This is a genomic window from Pseudomonas sp. COW5 (assembly GCF_026240005.1).
Classification (GTDB): Bacteria; Pseudomonadota; Gammaproteobacteria; order Pseudomonadales; family Pseudomonadaceae; genus Aquipseudomonas; species Aquipseudomonas kribbensis.
The window spans coordinates 4,367,941-4,392,313 of the sequence record NZ_JAPHVP010000001.1 but is presented as its reverse complement, the minus strand read 5'-3'; the positions used below and the strand labels follow the sequence as shown (position 1 = coordinate 4,392,313).

General features: G+C 61.4%; 18 protein-coding genes. 4 read left to right on the top strand and 14 right to left on the bottom strand.

The features are described from left to right. Position 1: 1 nt before the first annotated feature. A complete protein-coding gene (gene peaB, locus OQ248_RS20025) occupies positions 2–1,432 on the bottom strand; it encodes a quinohemoprotein amine dehydrogenase maturation protein (protein ID WP_085733468.1) in 1,431 nt (476 codons plus the stop codon). Between the two features lie 82 nt (positions 1,433–1,514). Next, positions 1,515–3,095 carry a quinohemoprotein amine dehydrogenase subunit alpha gene (gene peaA / locus OQ248_RS20020; RefSeq protein WP_265813739.1) on the bottom strand — a complete coding sequence of 527 codons (1,581 nt, stop codon included), beginning with the start codon at positions 3,093–3,095 and terminating at the stop codon, positions 1,515–1,517. Positions 3,096–3,466: 371 nt separating this feature from the next. On the opposite strand from peaA, the gene OQ248_RS20015 reads away from it, so the two are divergent. Continuing rightward, a complete protein-coding gene (locus tag OQ248_RS20015; RefSeq protein ID WP_265813738.1) occupies positions 3,467–5,407 on the top strand; it encodes an amidohydrolase in 1,941 nt (646 codons plus the stop codon). 266 nt (positions 5,408–5,673) lie between these two features. Here the strand turns inward: OQ248_RS20015 and OQ248_RS20010 are convergent, their stop codons facing one another. Further along, entirely contained in the window at positions 5,674–5,871 is a 198-nt protein-coding gene (locus OQ248_RS20010; protein ID WP_265813737.1) for a hypothetical protein, read from the bottom strand. 357 nt (positions 5,872–6,228) lie between these two features. Between OQ248_RS20010 and OQ248_RS20005 the strand changes: the two genes are divergently transcribed. After that, the gene (locus OQ248_RS20005; RefSeq protein ID WP_265813736.1) at positions 6,229–7,719 is read left to right on the top strand and encodes an aldehyde dehydrogenase family protein; all 1,491 of its coding nucleotides are present in this window, start codon (positions 6,229–6,231) and stop codon (positions 7,717–7,719) included. Between the two features lie 189 nt (positions 7,720–7,908). Here OQ248_RS20005 and OQ248_RS20000 read toward each other — a convergent pair whose 3' ends face one another. The 7 genes from OQ248_RS20000 to OQ248_RS19970 form a co-directional block, all read right to left on the bottom strand. Next, positions 7,909–9,210: an FAD-dependent monooxygenase gene (locus tag OQ248_RS20000; protein ID WP_265813735.1), complete on the bottom strand. Its 1,302-nt coding sequence runs from the start codon at positions 9,208–9,210 to the stop codon at positions 7,909–7,911. Continuing rightward, positions 9,207–9,884 (bottom strand): S8 family serine peptidase, encoded by a 678-nt coding sequence (locus OQ248_RS19995; RefSeq protein ID WP_265813734.1) that lies wholly within the window; start codon positions 9,882–9,884, stop codon positions 9,207–9,209. Before OQ248_RS19995 ends, OQ248_RS20000 begins: the two co-directional genes overlap by 4 nt. Beyond that, positions 9,874–11,592, bottom strand: a complete 1,719-nt coding sequence (locus tag OQ248_RS19990; protein WP_265813733.1) for an ABC transporter ATP-binding protein — start codon at positions 11,590–11,592, stop codon at positions 9,874–9,876. The genes OQ248_RS19995 and OQ248_RS19990 overlap by 11 nt, the downstream gene beginning before the upstream one ends. After that, positions 11,592–13,496 carry a sigma-54-dependent Fis family transcriptional regulator gene (locus OQ248_RS19985; RefSeq protein WP_265813732.1) on the bottom strand — a complete coding sequence of 635 codons (1,905 nt, stop codon included), beginning with the start codon at positions 13,494–13,496 and terminating at the stop codon, positions 11,592–11,594. Before OQ248_RS19985 ends, OQ248_RS19990 begins: the two co-directional genes overlap by 1 nt. Before the next feature lie 117 nt (positions 13,497–13,613). Beyond that, positions 13,614–14,639, bottom strand: coding sequence for a histone deacetylase family protein (locus OQ248_RS19980; protein WP_265813731.1), 1,026 nt, complete (start codon positions 14,637–14,639; stop codon positions 13,614–13,616). Positions 14,640–14,642: 3 nt separating this feature from the next. Then, the gene (locus tag OQ248_RS19975; protein WP_265813730.1) at positions 14,643–15,881 is read right to left on the bottom strand and encodes a Zn-dependent hydrolase; all 1,239 of its coding nucleotides are present in this window, start codon (positions 15,879–15,881) and stop codon (positions 14,643–14,645) included. A gap of 22 nt (positions 15,882–15,903) precedes the next feature. Further along, a complete protein-coding gene (locus OQ248_RS19970) occupies positions 15,904–17,214 on the bottom strand; it encodes an MFS transporter (RefSeq protein ID WP_265813729.1) in 1,311 nt (436 codons plus the stop codon). A 161-nt stretch (positions 17,215–17,375) separates the two neighbouring features. On the opposite strand from OQ248_RS19970, the gene OQ248_RS19965 reads away from it, so the two are divergent. After that, complete coding sequence (locus OQ248_RS19965) at positions 17,376–18,311, top strand: LysR family transcriptional regulator (protein ID WP_064381135.1); 936 nt, start codon at positions 17,376–17,378, stop codon at positions 18,309–18,311. Here the strand turns inward: OQ248_RS19965 and OQ248_RS19960 are convergent. From OQ248_RS19960 to OQ248_RS19950, 3 genes are read right to left on the bottom strand one after another with little or no spacing between them, the layout of a single operon-like run. Then, positions 18,305–19,234 (bottom strand): glyoxylate/hydroxypyruvate reductase A, encoded by a 930-nt coding sequence (locus OQ248_RS19960; protein WP_265813728.1) that lies wholly within the window; start codon positions 19,232–19,234, stop codon positions 18,305–18,307. The genes OQ248_RS19965 and OQ248_RS19960 overlap by 7 nt on opposite strands. Next, complete coding sequence (locus OQ248_RS19955; protein ID WP_265813727.1) at positions 19,231–19,986, bottom strand: class II aldolase/adducin family protein; 756 nt, start codon at positions 19,984–19,986, stop codon at positions 19,231–19,233. The genes OQ248_RS19960 and OQ248_RS19955 overlap by 4 nt, the downstream gene beginning before the upstream one ends. Then, positions 19,983–21,284, bottom strand: a complete 1,302-nt coding sequence (locus OQ248_RS19950; protein ID WP_192561839.1) for an MFS transporter — start codon at positions 21,282–21,284, stop codon at positions 19,983–19,985. Before OQ248_RS19950 ends, OQ248_RS19955 begins: the two co-directional genes overlap by 4 nt. A gap of 144 nt (positions 21,285–21,428) precedes the next feature. On the opposite strand from OQ248_RS19950, the gene OQ248_RS19945 reads away from it, so the two are divergent. Continuing rightward, complete coding sequence (locus OQ248_RS19945; RefSeq protein WP_248743378.1) at positions 21,429–22,388, top strand: LysR family transcriptional regulator; 960 nt, start codon at positions 21,429–21,431, stop codon at positions 22,386–22,388. Between the two features lie 12 nt (positions 22,389–22,400). Here OQ248_RS19945 and mrdA read toward each other — a convergent pair whose 3' ends face one another. Next, positions 22,401–24,293 carry a penicillin-binding protein 2 gene (mrdA, locus tag OQ248_RS19940; protein WP_265813726.1) on the bottom strand — a complete coding sequence of 631 codons (1,893 nt, stop codon included), beginning with the start codon at positions 24,291–24,293 and terminating at the stop codon, positions 22,401–22,403. Between the last annotated feature and the right edge of the window lie 80 nt (positions 24,294–24,373).

Below are 24,373 nucleotides of genomic sequence, written 5' to 3'. Positions count from 1 at the left end.
ATCAGTGAGCCTTGCGCGGAGTGATGTAGCTGCTGATGAACGCAGGGTTGGCGGCCATGATCCGGGTGTAGACCTCGATGCCGAAGTCGACCCAGTCACGCATCAGTTCGCAGTAGTGATACGTCGGGTGGGCCGGGTCGCCGTAGCGGGCGTAGCTCTCGTGGTAGCAGCCGCCGGAGCACAGGTTGCGGATCTGGCAGTCATGGCAACCGGTGTTGGTGCGATCCAGGCGCTGGGACAGAAAGTCGTTCAACTCGACCTGTTTAACGCCGCTGTGGACGTTGCCGAAAGTCGGCAACGACGAGCCGGTGAAGCGATGGCACAGGTTCAATTCGCCCTTGTGATCCACTGCCAGCATCTTCAGCCCGGCACCGCACGGCAGGGCCTTTTTGTGGCCCTCGTGGATATCGGTAATCAACTGATGCAGGTTGGAGAACCCGATGTTGCGGTGCTCCAGCGCCGCTTCCAGATAACGACGACCGAGGCGTTTCATGCTGGCAAAGACTTCGATCAATTCGTCTGTGGTCAGGTTGAAACTGCTGATATCGCCGGACGTCACCGGAGCAAATCCGACTTCAGCAAACCCCAGTTCGTTGAACAAATGATCCCAGATGGTTTCAACGTCGGTGACGCCGGTGGTCAGGGTCACCCGCGCGCCGACCGGGCGACTGTTGTAGCGCGACAGCAGCATTTCGGCCTTGCGCCGCACCACGTCGTAAGTACCCTGCCCGCCCACGGTGATGCGGTTGCGGTCGTGCACGGTTTTCGGCCCGTCGATGCTCACTGACAGCCCGAAGCGGTGGGCATTGAGGTAATCCACGGTTTCTTCGGTGAGCAGCGTGGCGTTGGTGGTCATGACGAATTCGACGAACTTGCCGGCCTCGGCAAACCGCTTCTCGCAGTAATCGACCATGTACTCGATCAGCTTGCGATTGCTCAGCGGTTCGCCGCCGAAAAACACCACAGTGAAGCGCTCTTCGTCAGGGGATTCACGCAGCAGCATTTCCACTGACGCGATGGCGGTTTCGACATCCATCTTCTTGCCGGCGGACGGCTTGTCGAGGTCTTCCTTGTAGCAGTAGGTGCAGCTCAGATTGCAGCCGGTGTTGACGTTGAGCACCACAGTGTTAATCGCAGTGCGCTCGACGCGCTTGACCGCGATGTCCGGGGTCAGCGGCGAGCCGTCGCTGACCAGCTCCAGCGAGATCAGCTCGCGCAGGGTCTCGTTGATTTCCTCACCGTTGAACCGCGCGCCGAGACGCTGGATCAGGTCTTCCGAGGAGCAGCCAGGGCCGCGCAACGCATCGATGATGGTGCCGGTCAGTTCATCGCTGGCGAACAGCGAACTGCTGGGAATATGGAACAGCATGCGGTCGGCGTCGACGTGCACTTCGTGCAGATTACGTTCGACCAGATTCAAGATAGCGCCCATTGCAAACCTCCTGTGCAAGCCCCGCCTGGGGGGACTTGCGGTCATTCCGAAAAGTGTCTGAATCGCTGTTCTTCAGGACAACTCAAGGAATGGGTGGATTGTTCCAGCGTTGCACGGTGACGATCAGGTGGCCTTCGCCGGTCAGGGATTTCCCTGCGTCGTCGACGGCAGCGATCACCTTGAGGTTGCCGGCATTGTTGGTGGACATCTTGCGTGCCGGATTCGGCCCGGCATCGCCCGGGGTGAACACGCCCGCATCAGCCTGCATGGTGCCGGCGAACTTGACGTCTTCGTCCTCTTTGGCGCGCTCGTCGTAGGCTTCGACTTTCCATTGCGCCGGGAACACACCGATGCGATACGGCTTGCCGTCGGCGCCCTTGCCCCAGGCTTCGGCGTCGAAACGGCCCTGGACTTTCGGCGTCGAACCGCCGCCCTCGCCGATCCGCGCCACCGAGAATTCCGGCACCACTTTGACCGAGACAATCGTGCTGTACACCGACAGGCTCGGGCCTTTCAGACTGCCGACGCTGACCGCGCGCAGGCCCGGCTGGGCATTGGCGGCGGCTTTGACCTTGACCTTGATCCGCTCGGCGTTCTGCTCGACCACTTCGACCACGTCCACGCCTTTGCCGAAATTCGGCTTGCCGCTCAAACCGCTACCGACCAACGTCACTTCGGTTTCGCTGCCGGCCTTCACATAACCCGGCTGCACCGCCAGCAAGCGCTGCGAACCCTGTTTGGCCGCGACAAAGTCCAGACCGCGCTCATCGTGCTCGGCCTCGAACATCCGGCCCTGCATCGCGTTGCCTTGTGCGGCGAACACCTGACGCATCGTCACGCCATCGACGGTCACGTTGCCGCGCCATTCGTAGCCGCTGTAGAGGATCGCACTGCCATCACCGTTGAACGGGCTGCCATCGGCATACTGACCTTTGACGGCGACCTTGAAGGTGTCGCTGCCATCGGCGGTGACGCTCATGGTGCCGGCCAGTTCACCCTTGCCCGGCAAGTGGCCGCTGAAGCTCCAGTCGCCGACCAAAGCTTCGGCTTTCGGTGCGGTTTTGACCCAAGCCTGCCACGCCGGGTTGTCCAGCGAATAACGCTTGGCCAGCAGCGGGACCATTTCCTTGCGGGCGATATCGAACCAGTCACGATCACGGGCCAGCGCCTGATACTCCAGCGACGGCCATTGGCCGAGGTGGAAGTTCACAAGGCGTTTCCATTCCTGAGCCGGACGCCGTTGCAGGGCGATCCGCGCACCGGAGTGGCAGCGGCCGCACATCTGCGCGGTTTTCTCGTCGAACTGCTCGACGGTGTTCAACCGGCGTTCCAGCGCATAACGCACGCCATCGGTTTCGCTCGGCGCCAGGCCCTGGGTGTCGGCGAGGTATTTGACCAGTGTGCGGCGGTCTTCATCGCTGATCTGCAAACCGTGCATGGTCTGCATGCGGGCGATGCTCATCAGCCAGCCTTCCGGAGTCTTGCGCTGGTGGCTGATGCGGCTCAGCTGGTCGCCGGCTTCAGGGGTGTGACAGCCCTGGCAGGTTTCCTTGAGGATCGTCTGGGCGTCACGGGCTGCCAGGCTGTGGGGTGAATGCAGGGCCACGCAAGCGGCCACGGCCAGCAGGCTGGCGCTCATGCCTGATCGGAGTTTTCTCTTCATCAACGTCGAACCTCGCACGGTGCTTTCTTATTTTTGTGGCTTATCGTTTTTATGGTTTCTGCCGTTCGTGGCGATGCACGGACGGAGGCAAGCGAAACGTCTGAAGTGAGCAATACACGGAGCGTGCCAGCTTGCCGATAAGCTTTTCAATCAAGCAGTTACGCGCTCATCACAGCGTCGCGCCAATCCTTGCGCGGCCTCCCGGCGTCCAATTTCGCGACAGTTGTTGCAGTCTGAGACAAGCACAGTCGCAGGGCCAAAAGCCCGGTTGCCGACGACTGACCGTCCGATATCAAAGTGCCTGCTACGCTTGCTGTTCGCACACTTCGTGCGTCACGCCTCTAACCACCGAAAACCTGAGGAATGGAATCATGGGATCACATGGACAGGGTCAAGGCTGCACCCATTGCGGCTGCGAAAACCCGGTATGGAATACGCTTCGGCACACCGTCGACCTTAAAGCCTTCGCAGGCAAGGTCGCCGGCCAGTTACCGGAACCCGGCAGCGAATCATTGATCTTCACCGGCGGCACGATCTACCCGTTGAGAAACGGCAACATGGACGAACAGGTCGAAGCGCTGGGCATCCATGGCGGCGACGTGGTCGCTTCCGGCACTCTGGCCCATGTGCAGGAACGCATGAAGGCCAGGGGTATCAAATACACCACGCAATCACTGGGCGGCAGAACTCTGCTGCCGGGCCTGATCGAGCCGCATATGCACATCGTGCAATCCTGCGTCATGGATGGCTGGGTGAACCTTGGCCCCATTGACGAACACACGCAGAAGCTGACGCCCCGCTATAACTGGAACACGCTAAAGGGCCTCCTCCAGGCAAGCCAGCCAAAGGACAAGAAGCAGTGGATCCTCGGGCGCATGGTCGATCCGGCGCTGATGCCGTTCACTGTGGTACCGGGCGGCAAGAACACGCTGACCCGCTTCTACTGCGACAGCAAGTTCGACCCGAAGGCTGACAACACCGGCAACCTCGACAGCATTGTCAGCGATAGCCCGCTGCTGATGATCAGCGCTTCGATGCACACCGTTTATCTGAACACGGCCGCCTGCAACGCTGTGTATTACCACGACAACGCCGCCAGTCAAAAGCTGCGGGACGAATACAAAAGCTTCGACATTTTCCTGGAAAAGACCAAGGGCAATCTTCAGGAAGAGGCTGGCATCACACCTGCCTTGCTGTCGATACCGCTGGCGCAGGCGCTGGATGTGGTGAATATCTTCAAGTACATGAAAAGGTACTTCGAGACCGCCTCCAGCCGTGGCATCACCTTGTTGTATGACGCCATGGTCGACCCCGTGTCCAAGGCAATACTGGAAGCCTACGGCCTGACCCATCCGCGCAATGTTCGCGTCGGTTACGCGGCCGCCTGCAACGGTGTGGACTTCAGCAAGATCGAACCCTACAAACCGGTGACCAAGGAAGCGGCCCGGCTGTTTTATCAAGGCTCGGTGAAACTGATTTCCGACGGTTCGAACCAGGGGCTGACGGGCTACCAGGTCGATCCGTATTGCTGCGCAACCGACCGTCCCTACGGCAACTTCAACTTCTGTGAGCCGGGTGAGGATCACAAGGATCCGAAGACACTGCCCGAGACCTATCAGAAGACGTTGATCAATGCGGTCGCCACTGGCTGGCCGCTGATGATCCACGCTAACGGTGACCGGGCCATCGAGTTCACGCTACAGGCCTACAAGACCGCATTGAAGGGTCAGAGCGGGCTGGAAAAGCGCCACCGCATCGAACATTGCTCGATGCTGAACGACAAGACCCTCGACCAACTGAAAGATCTGGGCATATCTCCCAGCTTTCTGATCGGTCATGTCGGTTACTGGGGTTACGTGTTTGAACAGGCCATCTTTGAGGAGAAAGCCACGGATATGCTTGACCTATGCCAGGACGCCTTGGGCAGAGGCCTGCGCATTTCGCTGCACAGCGATTGCACGGTCACCCCGCTGGGCCCGTTGCGCTCCATGGAACAGGCCGTGACCCGCAAAATGGAAGGTGTACGCAATGAGGACGGTACCTTTGTCAAAGAGGCAGCCAGACAACCGGTACTCAACGAAGGCCAGTGCCTGACCCGCCAGCAGGCACTGAAAGCCATCACCTATGACGCTGCGTGGCAGTGCCATGCCGATGCGTTTACCGGCTCGCTGCAGGATGGGCATTTCGCCGACTTCGTGATTCTCGAGAAAAACCCGCTCGACGAAAAAGTCCCGGCCTCCGACATCCGCGACATCAAGGTCTGCGAAACCTGGAAAGGTGGGCACAAGGTGTACACCAACCCTCTACCCTGACTGATAACGCCCGATCACCCGGCTATCTGGCCGGATGGTCGGGCTCGGTCAGCCGCAGGGCCTGATCTAGCGAGCGGAATTGTCCGGGTGAACCTTGTAACGCCCACAACTCTTGCAAACCATCGAGCATTCACAGTGTGCGCCGGCCTTGGCTGCCAATGCCGCGGAATCACGCTGGGCCGCTTGAATTCGACGATCCCGGCGATACGCATACACGAGCAGCAAACTGACGCCCATACACCACAGCCCCACAATTAAAGCCGCCATTATTTCCCCTCCGTCATGGCAATACCGAATGAGGTAACGATTACGAAAAAACTGGTTGAAGCCATCCATGCACCTGCCCGAATCGTATCGACATCGGTCAGGTCGCCGATCAACAGCGCCGCAATTCCCGTCACCAGAAATCCGGTCCCCACGCCCATCGTAAAATTGGTTAGCCATCTAATGGTCAAGTTGTTCATCGACATCCCTGTGAAGAAACTGACCCGCCAAATCCATGGCAGGAAAACCCTATACACAAAGCAACTTAGCTCGTACTTCATGCCTCCACCAGTCGGTAAAAACTGTCAGACGCGCGGCTTTTCCTACATCTGAAACGGCCCGATTTTGCTCAGACCCCGTCACAGCTGCGTTGGCTTTGTAGGACGCGTATCCTGCTTCTCAATGAGTGTCGCGTTTTGAGACAAATTCACCCTCATTGCCACTCAAACTCTTCCTCCCTCAGGCCGTGCAACCGGGCTGTGCGCCACCTTCGAGCATTTGGCACAACCATTGCGAAAGACCCTCTCGATCCCATCGAACAACAAGAGGTCTTCACCATGCCCCTGCCCTACTTGCTCCCAGCCACCTCGACCTTCATCCAGCGCCCGCCGCGCATGCTGATCGGCGGCGACTGGGTCGAAGCCGCCGACGGCCAGACCATGCCGTTGCACAACCCGGCCACCGGCGAAGTGCTGTGTGTGGTGCCTCGCGCCACGCCGGAAGATGTCGACCGTGCGGTGCTCGCCGCTCGTCAGGCTTTCGATGATTCCGTCTGGAGTCGCACCCGCCCGCGTGAACGGCAGAACCTGTTATGGAAACTCGCCGACCTGATGCAGCGCGACGCCGAACTGCTGGCGCAACTGGAATGCCTGAACAACGGCAAGAGCGCGGCAGTGGCGCAGGTGATGGACGTGCAACTGGCCATCGATTTCCTGCGTTACATGGCTGGCTGGGCCACCAAGATCGAAGGTTCCAGTGTCGACGTTTCGCTGCCGTTGATGCCCGGCGATCAGTTCCACAGTTTCATCCGCCGCGAAGCCGTGGGCGTGGTCGGCGCCATCGTTGCCTGGAATTTTCCGTTGCTGCTGGCCTGCTGGAAACTCGGTCCGGCGCTGGCCACCGGTTGCACCGTGGTGCTCAAACCGGCCGACGAAACCCCGCTGACCGCGCTGAAACTGGCGGAGCTGGTACTGGAAGCAGGCTATCCCGAAGGCGTGTTCAACGTGGTCACCGGCACCGGCATCACCGCCGGTTCCGCGCTGACTCACAACCCGCTGGTCGACAAGCTGACCTTCACCGGCTCCACCGCCGTGGGCAAGCAGATCGGCAAGATCGCCATGAACTCCATGACCCGGGTCACCCTGGAACTGGGCGGAAAATCACCGACCATCGTCATGGCCGACGCCGACCTGAAAACCGCCGCAGCGGGTGCTGCCAGTGCGATTTTCTTCAATCAGGGCCAAGTCTGCTGCGCAGGCTCGCGCCTGTACGTACAGCGCAAGCATTTCGACAATGTGGTGGCCGACATCAGCGACATCGCCAATGCGATGAAACTCGGCAACGGCCTCGACCCGAGCGTGGAGATGGGGCCGCTGATTTCCGCGCGCCAACAGGAGCGGGTCTACAACTACATCGAAATGGGCCGGGAGAGCGGCGCGACCATCGCCTGCGGCGGCGAGCAGTTCGGGCCGGGGTTCTTCGTCAAACCGACGGTGATTGTCGATGTCGATCAACGACATTCGCTGGTTCAGGAAGAGATCTTCGGGCCGGTGCTGGTGGCGATTCCGTTCAATGATGAAGCAGATGCGCTGCGCATGGCCAATGACAGCCCTTACGGCCTGGGCGCCAGCATCTGGTCGAACGACCTGGCGGCGGTGCACCGGATGATTCCGCGCATCAAGTCGGGGTCGGTGTGGGTCAACTGCCACAGCGCGCTGGATCCGGCGCTGCCGTTCGGCGGCTACAAGATGTCCGGGGTCGGGCGCGAGATGGGGTATGCGGCGATCGAGCATTACACCGAGTTGAAGTCGGTGTTGATCAAGTTGTAATGACGTACAGTGGAAGGCAAGAGCCCCCTCACCCCAACCCTCTCCCAGAGGGAGAGGGAGCAGACCGCGGTGTGCAGAACGCTACATCGACCTGAAAGAATGGGTCGATTATGGATTCGGTAGAACTCCCTCACGTCGGCGTCATTCCTTAATATCCCCCGATCAGTCCCCTCTCCCTCTGGGAGAGGGTTAGGGTGAGGGCCGAAATCCCTGACTCAACAACCATCCTCGGATCACACGTCCCTGCTCTTCACTCAACCCCGCCAATACCTGATCCGCCGGTTCATCGCGCAACCGCCGCACCAGCGGAGCCAGCTCTACACCTTGCACATGCCAGATCCCCAGCGGCTGATCCGCCGTGATCACCACCTCGGCTTCATCGACAAACCCGTCACGCAGAATTGGCATCCGCTCGATCCGCAACGCGGAAAAATCCGCCGCTGCATGGGCCACTTCCGCGTCGGGCCACTGCCGTCGCGCCTGCCAGAATGGCTGATCGAACCAACGCTGTTCGTCGGCGTAAAAGTCCCGACCGATCCGCGCAAAACGCAGGAACAACTGCTCCACACGCTGCTGGTGAAAACGCTGGGCCAGCGCCGTCCGCTCGGTTTTACGCAACAAGGTGTTGATCACCACTGGCGCCTGCAAAGCCGAGGACAACGACTGAAAAATCCCGTTGCCGGACAGCGGGTCCACTGCCATCGCCGCGTCGCCGACACGAATCCAGTTTTCACCGCAGACCTGTGACGCAAGAATCGCCGTGCTGCTGCGAGCGTGCAGTTGCAGCTCCGATTCCTGCCCGCCGACAAAGAACGCCTGAGCAAAATCCGAGGCCTGTCGCCGCGCGCGGCAGTGATCGAGCAACTGCGCCTTTCCCGGCAACCCGGCACTCGCCACGTCCACGGTCCATTGCCAATAACATTGGCCGTCGTCCCGCCGCGCCATCCAAGCCCAGCCGTCCTCAAGGCTTTCCACAGCGCTGGCGGTCACACCCGGCGCGCCTTGCCAGCGATTGAGCAGGCTGACCGTCTCCGGCCCGCGCAGACCTTTGCCGGACGCCGGCGCTTGTCGCCCCCGAGCCTCCACCAGGAAATCCGCCGTCACCCTCTGTCCGCCATCGAGTTCGACCCGATGCTCGTCGGCCAAGGACATAACATTCAGGATTCGCCCTTCAATCACCTCGACCCCGGCCAGCCGCAAGTCTTCACGCAAACCGCGATCAAACGCCGGGCGATCCAGCAGACACTCGATGTTCTGCGCATGCTCCTGACCGTTCCATGAAACCTGTCGCCGGGACGGCAACGTGGCGTCCGCCAGCGCGTGATCCAACCCGGCACCGCGCAATGCCTCCAGCACCCGTTGCGACACACCTTCGAGCGCCGAAAACCGGCGCCATTCGCTGATCAGCGTTACGGCGTAACCCAACCGTCGTAACCCCAGCGCCACCGCCGCACCGGCTGGCCCGGCACCGAGAATCAGGATCGGCGTCATGGGCCGAAACGCCGTTCAGGGCCGCGATAACGAGCGTGCTGTTTCAGCCAATCGATCACTTCAGCGTTGCTCGCCTGCGGATGCTCCAGCAGATAGCCGGCGATGTGACCGCTCAACGCGGCGCACCCCAGGCTGGCGCCGGACTGCCCCGGATAAGTGCCACGAACACAGGCAGCAAAATCCGCCTGTGCACTGTCGAGCCAAGACCACTGTTCATCGGTGCAACGGGCATCGCCGGTCACCCGCAATACTTGCGGATAACTGGCCGGAAACACCGCCGCCCCCTGTGCCGGGCTCGACGCACACAGCAACACTCCACGAGCCACCGCCACCGTGCAGGCCTGGCGCAACAGGCCGCGATCCTGTCGCAAACCAAGGCTCAGATTGATCAGCCGCACGTCCTGCGCCACCAACCAGTCAATGGCCGCAGAAATCTGCAAGGCGCTGGTGACGCCGCGCTGATCAAACACTTGCGCTACACAGATCTGCGCGGCCGGTGCGCGACGGCTGATCGCCTCGATCACCGCGCTGCCATGACCAAGGGGATCGTCGCGCAAATCCGATTCCGCCAGTCCGTCCTCCAGCAACGAGAAACGCCGCCCGGCAATCACCTGCACCCGTTGCGCCGCCGAGTGCCCGCTGTCGACCACGCCGATACGCAACTCAGGCTTCATGCAGCACCGTTTTCGAAATGAGTACACCGTCGAGCAATTCGAAGCGCAGATCGGCATCGGCCAAAGTCGAGGGGCGATGGCTGATGAGGATCCGTGTGCGCCCGGCAAACAACCGGTCGATGGCTTCGATCACCTCGCGCTCTGTGGCTTCGTCGACTGCCGACGTGGCTTCGTCGAGCACCAGAATCAATGGATCCTGCAACAGCGCCCGGGCAATCGCGATGCGCTGTTTCTGCCCGCCGGACAACTGCTGGCCGCGCTCGCCCAACGGGCTGTTGAGGCCTTCAGGCAACGACGCGATCAGGCTGTCGAGTTGCGCCAGCCTTGCAACTTCGGCGATGGCTTCGCGGCTGGCGTCCGGCACGGCGTAAGCCAGGTTGTCGGCGAGGCTGCCACGAAACAGCACGATGTCCTGGCTGACCACGGCGATGCGCCGACGCAGTTCGAACAGTTCCAGTTCACGCAAATCCACTTCGCCGAGCAGCACCCGCCCGGACTGCGGATCGTGATGCCGTTGCAGCAGATCGATCAACGTCGACTTGCCGACGCCGGAGCCGCCGCTCAAGGCGACTTTCAATCCGTAGGGAATCGTCGCTTCGATGCCGCTCAATGTGCTTGGGCGACCCGGATGGCTGAAGTGCACCGCGTCGAACCGCAATTCGCCCGAGGTCGGAAACGGTTTTGGCGTGACCGGCGAAAACACCGTGGGTTCTTCGCCGCGCAACTCCATGACCCGACCGAGACTGACGGTCATACGCTGGATCGCCACGTACAACCCCAACAGGCTCTGCACCGGCCCCACCGCCATCCCCAGGTAGGTGGAAAACGCAATCAGCGCACCCAGCTGCCAAGTGCCCTGCACCACCCAATAACCGCCGATCAAAAACGCGCAGGCGCGGGACAACGACGTCAACGTGCCGGGCACGGCCTGAGTGAAAAACTCGGTGACTTGCAGACGCAGCAACTGGTTCATGTAGCCCTGTCCGAGGCTTTCCAGACGCCGCGCTTCACGCTGCTGCTGGCCGGCGGACTGGATGAATTTCATCACCGGCAGGGTCTCGACCATGAACGACGACATGTCCGCCGAACGCTCGCGCAACTGTCGCACATCGCGCTCGACCTTGCGCCGCATCCAGCGCAGCCACAGCACATCGAGCGGGATCAGCACCAGCGCCAGCAGCGAGAGTTTCCACGACAGCGTGAACAGCATCGCGATCGCGACCACCAGGCCGATCACGCTCGACACCGCCGAGAACAACGAGTCCACTGCGAAGCGCTGGATCTCCGCCACATCGCCGTCGAGCCGCGACATCAGATCGCCGATCCGCCGCTGGCCGTAGAAGCTTGGCGACAGCTTCTGCAAATGCCGGTAGAGGTCGTCACGCAGGGCAAACAGAATCCGCCCGGACAGGCGTGTGTGCAGATAACGGTTGATCCCCGACAACGCCGTGCCGAGCAATCCGGCGATGATCATCAGCACCGCAATCAGCACCAGCATCGGGAAATTGCGCGCCAGCAGCCCGTCGTCGATCAACAGCTTGACCAGCCACGGCTGCACCAGCACCAGCAACGAGGCGCACACCGACAAACCGAGCAGGCCGGCAATCGCCAAACGCTGCGGCCGCACGAAACCGTACAGCCAGCGCAACGCCGCCTGCAGTGCGGCGGGGTTGTGGCTGTCGATCAGCCGTACGAACAGGCGCTGCATCACGAGCGCAACTGTTTGAGTTTGCGGTACAGGGTCGCGCGGCTGATGCCCAGGGCGTCGGCGGCGGCCGAGACGTTGCCCTGATGGGTGTCGAGGGACTGGCGAATCATCTCCAGCTCGTTCTCGCGAATGCTGCCGGTCTGGGGTTTCTCGCTGGCAGAGAGTTCGTCGAGCATGCTGTCGGGCAGGTGATCGAGGGTCAGCACGATTTCACCGGGTTCGCGCATGGCCAGCGCGGTGCGCAAGACCATTTCCAGTTGGCGGATGTTGCCCGGCCAGTGATAACCCGCGAGCAGGCGATTGAGGTCGTCGTGCAACACGGCGTTCGGTGCGTCGAGATTGACCAGCAGACGGGTGATCAGCGCGGCGAAGTCATCGCGCTCACGCAGGGCCGGAAGCATCACGCTGATGCCGTTGACCCGGTAGAACAGATCTTCCCGGAATTGCTTGTCCTCGACCTGACGCTTAAGGTCGCGGTGGGTGGCGCAGATCAGCGCGACGTCGATGTCCTGCTCCTCACCAGCACCCAGCGGCGCGACTTTTCGATCCTGCAAAACCCGCAACAGACGCGCCTGCAAGGCCAGCGGCATGTCACCGATCTCATCGAGGAATAACGTGCCGCCGTGGGCCTGTTGCAAGCGCCCGATCATCCCGCCACGGCGCGATCCGGTGAACGCGCCTTCGCGGTAGCCGAACAGTTCCGACTCGATCAGGCCTTCGGGAATTGCCGCGCAGTTCACGGCTACAAACGGTTTGTCGCTGCGGCTGCTGGCCAGGTGCAGGGCGCGGGCAATCACTTCTTTACCGGTGCCGGTTTCGCCGAGCAGCAATACCGGCAACTCATTGGCCAGACCTTGGCGTGCCATGCGCAAGGCACGGGCATAACGGGCGTTGTTGCCGGCCAGTGCTTCCAGATCCGGTTGCGCCTTGGCGGTTTTCGCCACGCTGCGTGGTGGGCCGCCAACGTTGACCGAGCGCGCCGGGGCTCGCAGGGTCTTGTAGAAAAACTCGCCCTTGGCGGTCTGCACACTGCCGACGCCGCCCTGTTGCAGACGGGTCAGCAACTGCACGCCATCGACCCCGAGAAACTCTTCGCAACGCTTGCCAACCAGTGCCGAACGCTCGGCCCGCAGCAATTGGCAGGCCTGGGCGCTGACCGCCAGAATCTGCCCGCCGAGACTCACCGCCAGCTGGCCCTGCCACGGCGATTCCAGATACTGCCGGCGACTGTGAAAGGCGAGGACGATCTGATCGGGAAAGCTGTTGTTGAAGACCCGACTCTCGATCTGGCTGACCGCCATGCTCAGCAGCGCGGTGCTGTCATGGACGCGGCCGAGAGGGCCTTCGCGGGTCAGGTCGAGGACGCCGAGGATTTCACCCTGAGGGCAATGGATCGGCACCGAGGTGCAGGAAAAGTCTGTGAGGCGATCAAGGTAATGTTCGCCGCAATCGATCAGGGTCGGCCGCGCTTCCACCAGAGCCGTGCCGAGGGCGTTGGTACCGCGTGCGGCTTCGCTCCAGCAGGCACCGAGGGTAATGTCCTGCAAACCGCTGCCCTTGAGCCGGTCGGCACGTCCTTCGACCGCGAGAATGGTAGCGTCGGAGTCGGCGAGGATGATCAGGCCTTCTTTGCCTTGGCGCTCGGCCAGGTAATCGATGGCCGGTATCGCCGCATCGATCAACAAGCGATTGCTCGCCAGCAACACATCGAGACTGGCGCTCGATTCCAGCGCCAGCTCATGCTTGCCATTAAAATGCACGCCGTGGCTCAGGCTGCGACGCCACGAAGCATCGATCTCCGCACGCAACACACCATCCGGGACCTGCCCTTCGAGATGGAGTTTTTCCCGGGCCAGCCGGGCTTCGTGGTGAGACTTGGGATCGGTTGTTTTTATTAGAGTCATCAAGCGCTCCGGAGCGGTCCGCTTTGCGCTTCTTTACTTCAGCGCCCTGACGCCAATGTTTACGTTAACGTCAGGGCGATGGCAAGCACCGCAGGGCGCTTCGTCAGGTGGATCGTCTCAGCGCTGCCACACCTCGGCATTCACGAAAAACGCCCGAGCGTTGTCTTCGAGACTTTCCAGGTGATAGCCGCCTTCCTGCACGATCAGGCATGGCAGGCCGAGGCTGCGAATGCGCTCGCCCAGTGTTGCAAAGCCTTCACGGGTGACGGCGACTTTGCTTTGCGGGTCCAGCTCATAGATATCGAAGCCCAGCGACAGCACCAGCACCTCGGCGCCGAACTCGCGCACCGCGCTCAAAGCGACTTCCAGTTGCCCGAGGAAATCCGCTTCGCTTGAACCATGGGCCATCGGCAGGTTGAGGTTGAAGCCCTCCCCCGCGCCGCTGCCACGTTCATCGGCAAACCCGGCGACGCCCGGATAGAAGTTGGTCGGATCGCCATGCACCGAAACGTAGAGTACGTCATCGCGGTCGTAGAAAATTTCCTGGATGCCCTGGCCGTGGTGCATGTCAGTGTCGAGCACCGCGACCTTTTCAAACTTGTCGCGCAGCACCTGCGCCGCCACCGCCGCGTTGTTCACGTAGCAGAAACCGCCCGCAGCTTCGGCCCGGGCGTGGTGCCCCGGCGGACGGCACAAGGCGTAGGCCGCCGGCTCGCCATCGATCAGCGCCTGAGCCCCGGCCACAGCGCTTTGCGCCGACCAGTAGGCCGAGCGCCAGGTCTGCTCGCCGACCGGGCAACTGCCGTCCGCCAGATAGCGCGCCGCCTGGGCGAGGATGCCGCGCAGGGCGTTGGGCTCGCGAACGAAGATGTTCGACATCACCTCGTCGCCCCAGTCTTCGGGGATTTCTTTCCAGCGCGCATGGGCCTCCTGAAGGAACGTCAGATACGGCGCGCCATGCACCGCCAGCAACGGGGCGAGGCCGGCATCGGCGGGCTGCTCGACACTGAAACCCAGACCGTGGGCGGCCTGCACCAGACGTTGCGCACGCTCGGGGACTTCCTGCGGCGTACGCATCTGCCCGCGCGAGTAATAGCTGCGTGGATGATGGAGCAATTGTTCGGGGTGGAAAAAACTGCGCATGCTTCAGACTCCCTGTTCGATTCGACCGGCGCGAGCCAGCACGGCGTTGAGCAATACATCGGTGCCCTGCTTCACGTCTTCGGGCAACACATCTTCGGCTTCGTTATGGCTCAAGCCACCGACACACGGGATGAACACCATCGCCGTCGGGCAGTAGCGCGCCAGGTGAATTGCATCATGCCCGGCACCGCTGACAATCGATTGCTGAGCGTAGCCCAGCGCATCCACCGCCTCTTGCACGGCTGCCACGCATTCGGCGTCGAACGGCGTGGCCGGGCTAATCCAGTGCGGGGTGATGGCCAGGTTCAGACCACGACCATCGGCAATCGCCTGCAACCGGGCACGGACCTGTTGCTCCATGGCAGCAATGGCGTCGTCGCGGTGATGACGCAGATCGACGGTGAAATTCACCAACCCCGGAATGGTGTTGCGCGAGGACTTGTTGATGCTCAACTCGCCGACCGTGGTCAGGCCTTCGGGGGCAAAATCCGTGGCCAGACCTTCAATCGCCTGAATCATCCGCGCCACGCCGTACAAGGCGTCTTTACGCAGCGGCATCGGCGTGGTGCCGGCGTGAGCGGCCATGCCTTCCACACGCACGTCGAGCCAGCGGATCGCCTGACCGCCGGTGACCACGCCGATGCTCTTGGCGTTGTCTTCAAGGATCGGGCCTTGCTCGATGTGCGCTTCAAAATACGCATCCACCGCGCCGCCCAACGGACGCTCACCGGCGTAACCGGTACGCTGCAAGGCCTCGGCAACGCTGATGCCATCGACATCGCGCACCACCAGCGCGGCGTTCAGATCCATGATCCCGGTGAACACTGCCGAGCCGAACATGGCCGGGGTGAAACGCGCGCCTTCTTCGTTGGTCCACACCGCCACTTCCAGCGGTTTGCGGGTCTGGATGTTCAGGTCATTGAGGCAACGCACCACTTCCAGCCCGGCGAGCACGCCGTAGACGCCATCGAAACGCCCGCCCTCGGGCTGGGTGTCGAGGTGGCTGCCCATCATCACCGGCGCGGCGTCCGGATCGGTGCCGGCGCGGCGGGCGAACAGGTTGCCGATGGCATCCACGCTCAAGGTCATGCCGGCTTCGCGGCACCAGTGGGCAAACAGTTCACGACCGGCCTTGTCTTCTTCGCTCAATGCCAGACGGCAGCTGCCGCCCCGGGCTGTCGCACCGATTTCGGCCATGGCCATCAGACTCGCCCACAGGCGTTCGCCATTGATTTTCAACATGAGGTTCTCCTGAAATTCCGGGTTAGGCACGGGCCATTTCCGCGCGATGGGCGCTGGCGTGACGACGGGCGAGGGACAGCACGCAGACCAGCGAGATGCCGGCGATCAGGCTGTAGAACACTGCCATCGGCCACCATTGCCCGGTGAATTTGTGCGCCAGCATCGTGCCGATCAGCGGCGTCAGGCCGCCGGCCACCGCGCCGCAAATCTGATAGGCCAGGGAGATCGCGGTGTAGCGCACGCGGGTCTCGAACATGCCGCTGACGTAACCGGCGATCACCGCGTAGAACGAAGCCATGCACACCACCGCCAGGGCGATGCCGAGGATGATCAGCGGCGCCTGGGCCGAACTGACCAGCACGAACATCGGATACGGCGAGGCCATCGCCAGCAGCGACACCAGGCACAGGAAACGCGTCGCACCTATCTTCTCCGCCGTCCATGCCGCCAGCGGCTGAATGCAGAACTGAATGATCGCGACGAAGAACAGGCATTCGAGAATCAGCGAACGCGGCAGCGCCAGTTGTTGAGTGGTGTAGGCGATCATGAAGGTATTGGTGAAATACACCCCGGCAATGCCCAGCGTGTTGGCGCCGATGCACAGCAACAGTGGGCGCCACGCGGTGCGCAGGACTTCCATCACCGGCGCCTGTTCTTTCTTGATCTGTTTGGTGGCCTGCTCGCGGCTGGCGAGGAATTCCGGAGACTCATTCACGCCCAGACGAATCGCCAAGCCCACCAGCAGCAACAGCGCGCTGGCGAGGAACGGCAAACGCCAGCCCCAGCTCATCAAGTCTTCTTCCGGCAAACGGGTCACCGCGCTGAAGGCTAGCAGCGACAGGATCAACCCCGCCGGGCTGCCCAATTGCGCAAACGACGCAAAGAAATTGCGCCGGCCCTTCGGCGCATGCTCGCCGGCCATCAACACCGCCCCGCCCCACTCGCCGCCGACGGCGATGCCCTGGACGATGCGCAGCAGAATCAGCAGCACGGGTGCCGCCGCACCGATCTGCGCGTAGGTCGGTAACAGACCGATGCACACTGTGACTACGCCCATCATCAGCAGCGTGATGATCAGGGATTTTTTGCGGCCGATGCGGTCGCCGATATGGCCGAAAATGATTCCGCCCAACGGCCGGGCAAAGAAGCCCACGGCGAAGGTGCCGAACGCGGCCATGGTGCTGTACAGCGGATCGTCGGAAGGAAAGAACAGTGCACCGAACACCAGCGCGGCGGCGGTGGCGTAGATGTAAAAGTCGTACCACTCGATCATGGTGCCGATGAAGGCTGCGGCCGCCGCACGGCGCGGCTGGTTCGAAGCGTGGGGCTTCATGGGTCGGGCTCCTTTGATTGTTTTTCTGGCAGGAGGGAAACGGCAAATCCGAGGCGCTCTGACGGCGCCTGTCTAGAGGTGATTTATCGTTCCGGGGCTATGATTAGTCAATTTTCTATTTATTATTCCGACTATTACCCAACCTTATAATCGAGAATCCCATGGCCGAACGCGACGTCCAGCGCCTGCTCAACGACCGCCTCGACTGGAACCTGTTGCGCACCTTCCGGGTGATCGGCCAGGAGCTGAGCATCAGCCGCGCTGCTGCGCGTCTGCACCTGACGCAACCGGCGGTGAGCCAGGCGCTAAAGCGTCTGGAGGAGCAATTGGGTCGCCAGTTGATTGCCCGGCGCGGTCCGCGCTTTGCCCTCACCGAAGTCGGCGAGCAGATTTTCGAACTGGCCGGAGAGATCTACGGGCAGATGTCCCAGGTCAGCAGCCTGCTGGAACAACCGGCTGACGAAGTGATCGGCAAGGTGCGACTGCTGATCATCAGCCGGATCTTTTCCGAGCGTTTCGATGACTTTCTCGCGGACTTCCACCGGCAGTATCCACGGGTCGATCTTGAGGTCGACGTGATGCGCAGTTCGGACATCGTCAGCGCCCTGCAAGAGAAAACCGCGACCCTCGGACTGAGCCTCAATCGCCGCCCGCAACCGCGTCTGGAACAGCGTCTGTTCCTGCGGCAGCGCTATGCGTTTTTCTGCGGCAAACACCATGCTCTGTTCGGCCGACAGGACATCGGCGAAGGCGATTTGCAGCGGGAGAATTTCGTCAGTTTCACCAGCGACCAGATTGGCGGGATGCTCTCGCCACTGACGATTTTTCGCGATCAGCAAGGCTTCAGCGGACGCATCGTCGCGTCATCGCCAAGCCTGGAAGAAGTGCGGCGACTGGTGATCGCCGGATTCGGCATCGGCTGCCTGCCGGAGCACGTGGTGGCGGCGGACGTCGAGGCTGGATTGCTCTGGCGCCTGCCGCCCCACGAAGGGATCGCCGATGTCGACATTCATCTGCTGTGGAACCGCGAGCAGCGCATGAGTCGCGCCGAAACGCTGTTCATCGAGCGCTTGCAGGCCTGTCTGGCAGATCAGTAACCGAGCAGTCGATCCGCGCTGTTGAGCAACGGTTCGCCCGCATTCAGACGGCGAAAGTTCTCGGCGATCTGCTCGGCGATGCAGTCATGAGACGCCGCCGAAGCCATGTGCGGGGTGATGGTCACGCCCGGGGTTTTCCACAGTGGATGATCGGCGGGCAGCGGTTCCTGTTCGAAGACATCGAGCAGCGCCCCGCGCAGTTTTCCACGGGCCAGTGCCTGCTGCAGATCCTCGATGTTCAGGTGCCCGCCGCGGCCAACATTGACCAGTGCCGCGCCGTTGGCCAATCGTTCGAAGGTCTGGCGATTGAGAATGCCGCGAGTTTCGTGAGTGAGTGGCAACAGATTGATCAGCAGCTCCACGCCGTCGAGGAACGGGTTGAAAGCGTCGCTGCCGACGAAAGTCTGCACACCCGGCAGATCCTTGCTGCTGCGCGCCCAGCCACGTACGTCGTAACCGGCGCTTGCCAAGTCTTGGGCGATTGCGCTGCCCAGCGAGCCGAGGCCCATCACACCGATCCGAAACTCATGGGCCGGGCGTTGCAGCGGTCGCTCCCAATGCTGTTGGCGCTGTTGCTCAAGGACTTGATCGAAGCCGCGATGGTAGTGAATCACCGCCCAGCGCACGTATTCGGTCATGCCCTGGCGATGGCCGGGATCGACCACCCGGCACACCGGCAGATCCGGGCACGACGGATCGTGCTCCAGATGATCGATGCCGGCAGCGACCGAGTGAATCACTTGCAGATTGGGCAACGCGGCAAGGCTGCCCGGCAGCGGAAACCAGCACGCCGCCATCTGCGCATTCACCGCCCGGCAATCATCGGCCAGCACCGCCGAGAGCTGCGGCGCACGGCGGGCAAAGGCTTCCTGCAATTGCTTGAGCAACAGTGTGTCACGGGACATCAGTGCAACGGTGTTCATGACAGATAGGACTCGCGCTGGGATTCGATCAGGGTCAGTGCGGCCTCCCAGGCCAGGTCGATGATGTTGTCCTGTTCATCGCGGTCGAATTGTTCGGCGGTGTGGGCGCAGACTTCCGGCGACGGGTAATGCAGCTCACAACCGCCCGCCAATGCTTGCACTTGCGCCTGGCAGGCACGCTCCAGAAAGTGGATTTCCTGGAATGCCTGGGCCACGCCGGAACCACCGACCAGCAAACCGTGATTGCGCAGGATCATCGCGCGATGCGGGCCGAGATCGGCGATCAAACGCTCGCGCTCATCCAGCGACAAGGCGATGCCTTCGTAGGTGTGATAAGCAAGTTTTCCGTAGAACTTCAGCGCGTGCTGACTGATCGGCAGCAGGCCCTGTTTCTGCGCGGCGACGGCCATGCCGGCGGCGGTGTGGGTGTGAATCACGCAGGTCAAATCCGGTCGGGCCATGTGGATTGCCGAGTGGATCACGAAGCCGGCGGCATTGACCCGATGCCCTGCATATTCAGGGTCGACGATGCGCCCGTCCTGATCGATGCGCACCAGATCGGAGGCGCGCATGCGGTCGAAGATCACGCCGTAGCGGTTGATCAGGAAATGATGCTCCGGCCCCGGAATCCGCAGGGTGATGTGGGTGTCGATCAGGTCGGTCATGCGAAAATGCGCGATCAATCGGTACAACGCCGCAAGCTCGCAACGGGCTTGCCATTCGATCGGGTCAATGTGGGCGGGCTTACTCACGAATACACCTCTTTACTTGTGTGAAGGACGACCGGGTTGGCCCGCAGACGCGCGAGGCCACAGACACCGATCAGCGACAGGGCCGACAGCAGCGTGAAGAACACCGCCAGCGGCAGCCACTGCCCGGAGAACTTGCTGGCCAGCAGCGTGCCGATCAGTGGCGTGGTACCGCCGGCAACCGCACAGCTCAATTGGTAGGCGATGGAAATGCCCGAGTAGCGCAGGTGCACCGGGAACGCCTGGGTCATGTACCCGGCGATTACCGCGTACAAGGCCGAGAGAATCACCACCGCGACGGCGATACCGAGGGTCATCAGCAGAATGTTTTGGGTGCCGACGAGCAGGAACATCGGGTACGGCGTGACCATGCACAGCAATGCGACCAGCATCAGGAACCGCCCTTCGCCGATGCGTTCGGCCAGCAGCGCCGACAACGGTTGCGACAGCAATTGGATGATCGTTACCAGGAACAGGCAGTCAAGAATGGTCGCTCGTGGAATGCCTTGGTATTGGGTGACGTAGGTGATCATGAAGGTGTTGGTGAAGAAGAAACCGGCCGAGCCAATGGTCACGGCGGCAGCGGCGAACAGGATCTGCCGCCAGCACTGACGGATAACATCCTTCACCGGGTATTTAGCGGTCTCGTTGTTGTCCCTGGCCTTGGCGAATTCCGGCGATTCGTGCACACCGGAACGAATCATCAGCCCGACCATCATCAGCACGCCACTGGCGAGAAACGGCAGACGCCAGCCCCAGGCGAGGAAGTCTTCCGGCGACAGCGACGTCACCAGACGAAACGCGATCAATGCCAACAGCAAACCCGCCGGACTGCCGAGTTGAGCGAACGAGGCATAGAAGGTCTTGCGTTTGGCCGGGGCATGCTCGCTGGCCATCAACACCGCCCCGCCCCACTCGCCTCCAACGGAGATGCCTTGAATCAGGCGCAGCACGATCAATCCGATGGGCGCCCAGATGCCGACGCTGGCGTAACTCGGCAACAGACCGATGCCTGCGGTGGCCAGGCCCATCAGTGCCATGGTCACCAGCAGCATTTTCTTGCGGCCGAGACGGTCGCCCAGGTGTCCGAACACCATGCCGGCCATCGGGCGGGCAATGAAGCCAACGGCGAAACTGCCGAACGCGGCGAGTGTGCTGGTCACCGGATCGCTACTGGGAAAGAACACTTGCCCGAGCACCAGTGCGGCAGCGGTGGCATAGATGTAGAAATCGTAGAATTCGATGGTCGTGCCAATGAAGGCAGCGGCCGCGGCGCGACGCGGCTGAGCGGTGGTGTGCATGCAAGAACCCTGTGTATTTATAGTTTTGGGCAGGTGTCGAGGCGGCTGACGGTCACGCTCTGTGGCGCTTGTGGGCTTTATCGCTTCCGTGACAGGATTAGTCAATTTTCAAAAACTTATCTTTACTATTAGCGTGGCTACTGCATGAGTTCTTCCTCGAATCCCTGGATCGGCCGACGTTTTCTCAACGACCGGCTCGACTGGAACCTGCTGCGCACTTACCTGGTGATCGGCCAGGAAGGCAGCATGAGCCGCGCCGCTGCGCGATTGCACATTACTCAGTCGGCGGTCAGCCAAGCGTTGAAACGTCTCGAGGAACAACTGGATTGCGTGCTGATTGCCCGCAGCGGACGGCGCTTTGATCTGACGGAGACCGGAGAGGAAGTCCTGCGGATTGCGGCGGATATCTACGGCGATATTTCCCGTTTGGGCACCGTGGTCGAGAACCGCCATGACGACGTAGTCGGCAAGATCCGCATCCTGACAGTCAGTGGCGTGCAGGCGCGGCATTACGATGAGTTTCTTGCGGACTTCCACGAAACTCATCCGAAAATCGAGCTGGAAGTCGAGGTGATGGGCAGCTCGAACATCATCAGTTCATTACTGCAGAAGACCGCCACGGTCGGTGTCGGATTATGTCGCCTGCCTCAGCCAAGGCTAGAGCAACGGGTGCTGTTTCGTGAGCGTTATGCGTACTTTTGCGGGCAGCGGCATCGACTGTTCGGACAACAGAATCTGACGCTGGAACAACTGGCGGCGGAGAATTTTGTCAGCTTCACCAGCGATCAGCTTGGCGGCAATCTTTCGCCGTTGACGCTGTTTCGTGATCAGCAGGGCTTTACCGGCAAGATCGTCGCCTCTTCAACCAGTTTCGAAGAAATTTATCGTCTGATCTGTGCAGGGTTCGGGATTGGCTGTCTGCCGACTCACCTGGTCCGTCGGGATGTCGAGCAGGGCTTGCTGTGGCGCTTGCCACCGGAGGATGGGGTGGTGGATTTCGATATCCAGCTGCTGTGGAATCGCGAACAGAAGATGACTCAAGCGGAAACGGTGTTCCTTGACAGCTTCCAGCACATGCTCAGCTTGCGTGAGCCTGTGCTGTGAAGCCGTGACGGATTACACGTGAGGATCGCCCGGCGCCTTGGTCGGCGCCGCGTATTGCGGCTTGAGGTGACCGTCCTGGTCGAGTAGCCAGGCGTCCATGATCTCCCGCACTACAGGGCCTGCGACTCGCCCCCCCGCCTCACCGTTTTCGATCATTACCGAGATGGCGATCTTCGGATGTTCGGCCGGAGCGAAACCGACGAACAAGGCGTTGTCACGATGGCGCTCGAGGGTTTTCTCGCGGTTGTAGCGCTCACCCTGCTTGATCGCCACCACCTGCGCCGTACCACTCTTGCCGGCGATGCGGTATTGCGCACCGGCTGCCGCGGCGCGGGCGATACCTCGGGCGTCGTGCATTACCATCTGCATGCCGTGGTTGACCTGATCCCAGTCACGCGGATCCTTGAGCAGGATGTTCGGCATCGGGTGTTCATCTACCGGCGGCACACCGTCGACGGTTTTGGCGAGATGTGGACGATTCCATACACCTTTGTTGGCAATCAGTGCTGTGGCCTGAGCCAGTTGCAGTGGCGTGACCTGCATGTAGCCCTGGCCGATGCCGAGAATCACTGTCTCACCGGGGAACCACGCCTGACGCCGGGTGGCGCGCTTCCAGGCCTGTGACGGCATCAGGCCGGGAGACTCTTCGAACATGTCCAGGGAGACTTTCTCGCCGAGGCCGAACATCGCCATGTAGTCATGCAGGCGATCTATGCCGAGCTTGTGCGCGAGGTCGTAGAAGTAGGTGTCGTTGGAGCGCATGATCGCCGCATCCATGTCCACCCAGCCGTCGCCGCTGTGGTTCCAGTTGCGGTACTTATGGTCGAAGTCCGGCAGTTGGTAGTAGCCAGGGTCGAAGACGCGGGTCTGAGGCGTGACCACACCGGCGTCGAGCCCGGCAATTGCCACCTCGGGCTTGATCGTCGAACCGGGCGCGTACAAGCCGCGCAGCACGCGGTTGAACAGCGGTCGGTCGATGGAGTCACGCAGCGCGGAATATTCCTTGGAGCTGATACCGGTCACGAACAGGTTGGGATCGAAGCTGGGATTGCTGACCATGGCCAGCACTTCGCCGGTCGATGGGTCCAGCGCAACCACTGAGCCGCGACGGTCGCCCAGTGCGGCTTCGGCGGCTTCCTGAAGCTTGACGTCGAGGCTCAGGACGATGTTTTTGCCGGGCACTGGGTCGGTGTGTTTGAGGACACGCAATACGCGGCCCTGAGCGTTGGTTTCCACTTCCTCGTAACCGACGTGGCCGTGCAGTTGTGCTTCGTAGAAACGCTCTACGCCCGTCTTGCCGATGGATTGGGTGCCGCGGTACTCGACGGAGTCGAGGGTCTTGGATTCTTTTTCGTTGATGCGACCGACATAGCCGATCGAGTGGGCGAAGTGCGCGCCGAGCGGGTAGTGACGAACGAACTGCGGTTCGACATCCAGCCCCGGCAAGCGGAACTCGTTGACCGCCAGCACGGCAATCTGTTCTTCGGTCAGTTCATAGAACAGGGTCACCGGTGTAAACGGGTGACGCGACTGTTTCATGGCCTTGTCGAAGACCGAACGATCTTCGGCGGGCAGATGCAGGAGACTGATGACTTCGTCCAGCTCCTGATTGACATCAGTGGCCCGTTCGCGGGTGATGATCAGGTTGTAACTGGGGCGGTTATCAGCCAGCAGCACGCCGTTGCGGTCGTAAATCAGTCCGCGTGTTGGCGGGATTGGCAAGACGTGGACACGGTTGTTTTCGGAGATGGTCGAGTGATAGTCGAACTCAACCACTTGCAGGATGTACAGGCGCACTACCAGCGCACAGCTGATCGCGAAGACGAACAAGGCACAGGCAACCAGCCGTTTATTGACCAGGCGCGTCTCTTTTTCGTGATCCTTGATGGGAATTGGTTCAGGCATTTCTGCAGCAACTCTTTGACAAAAATGAGCGCCGATCCGTGGGCGAGACATCAGTCCGTTAAAAACGAGCTGCACCATAC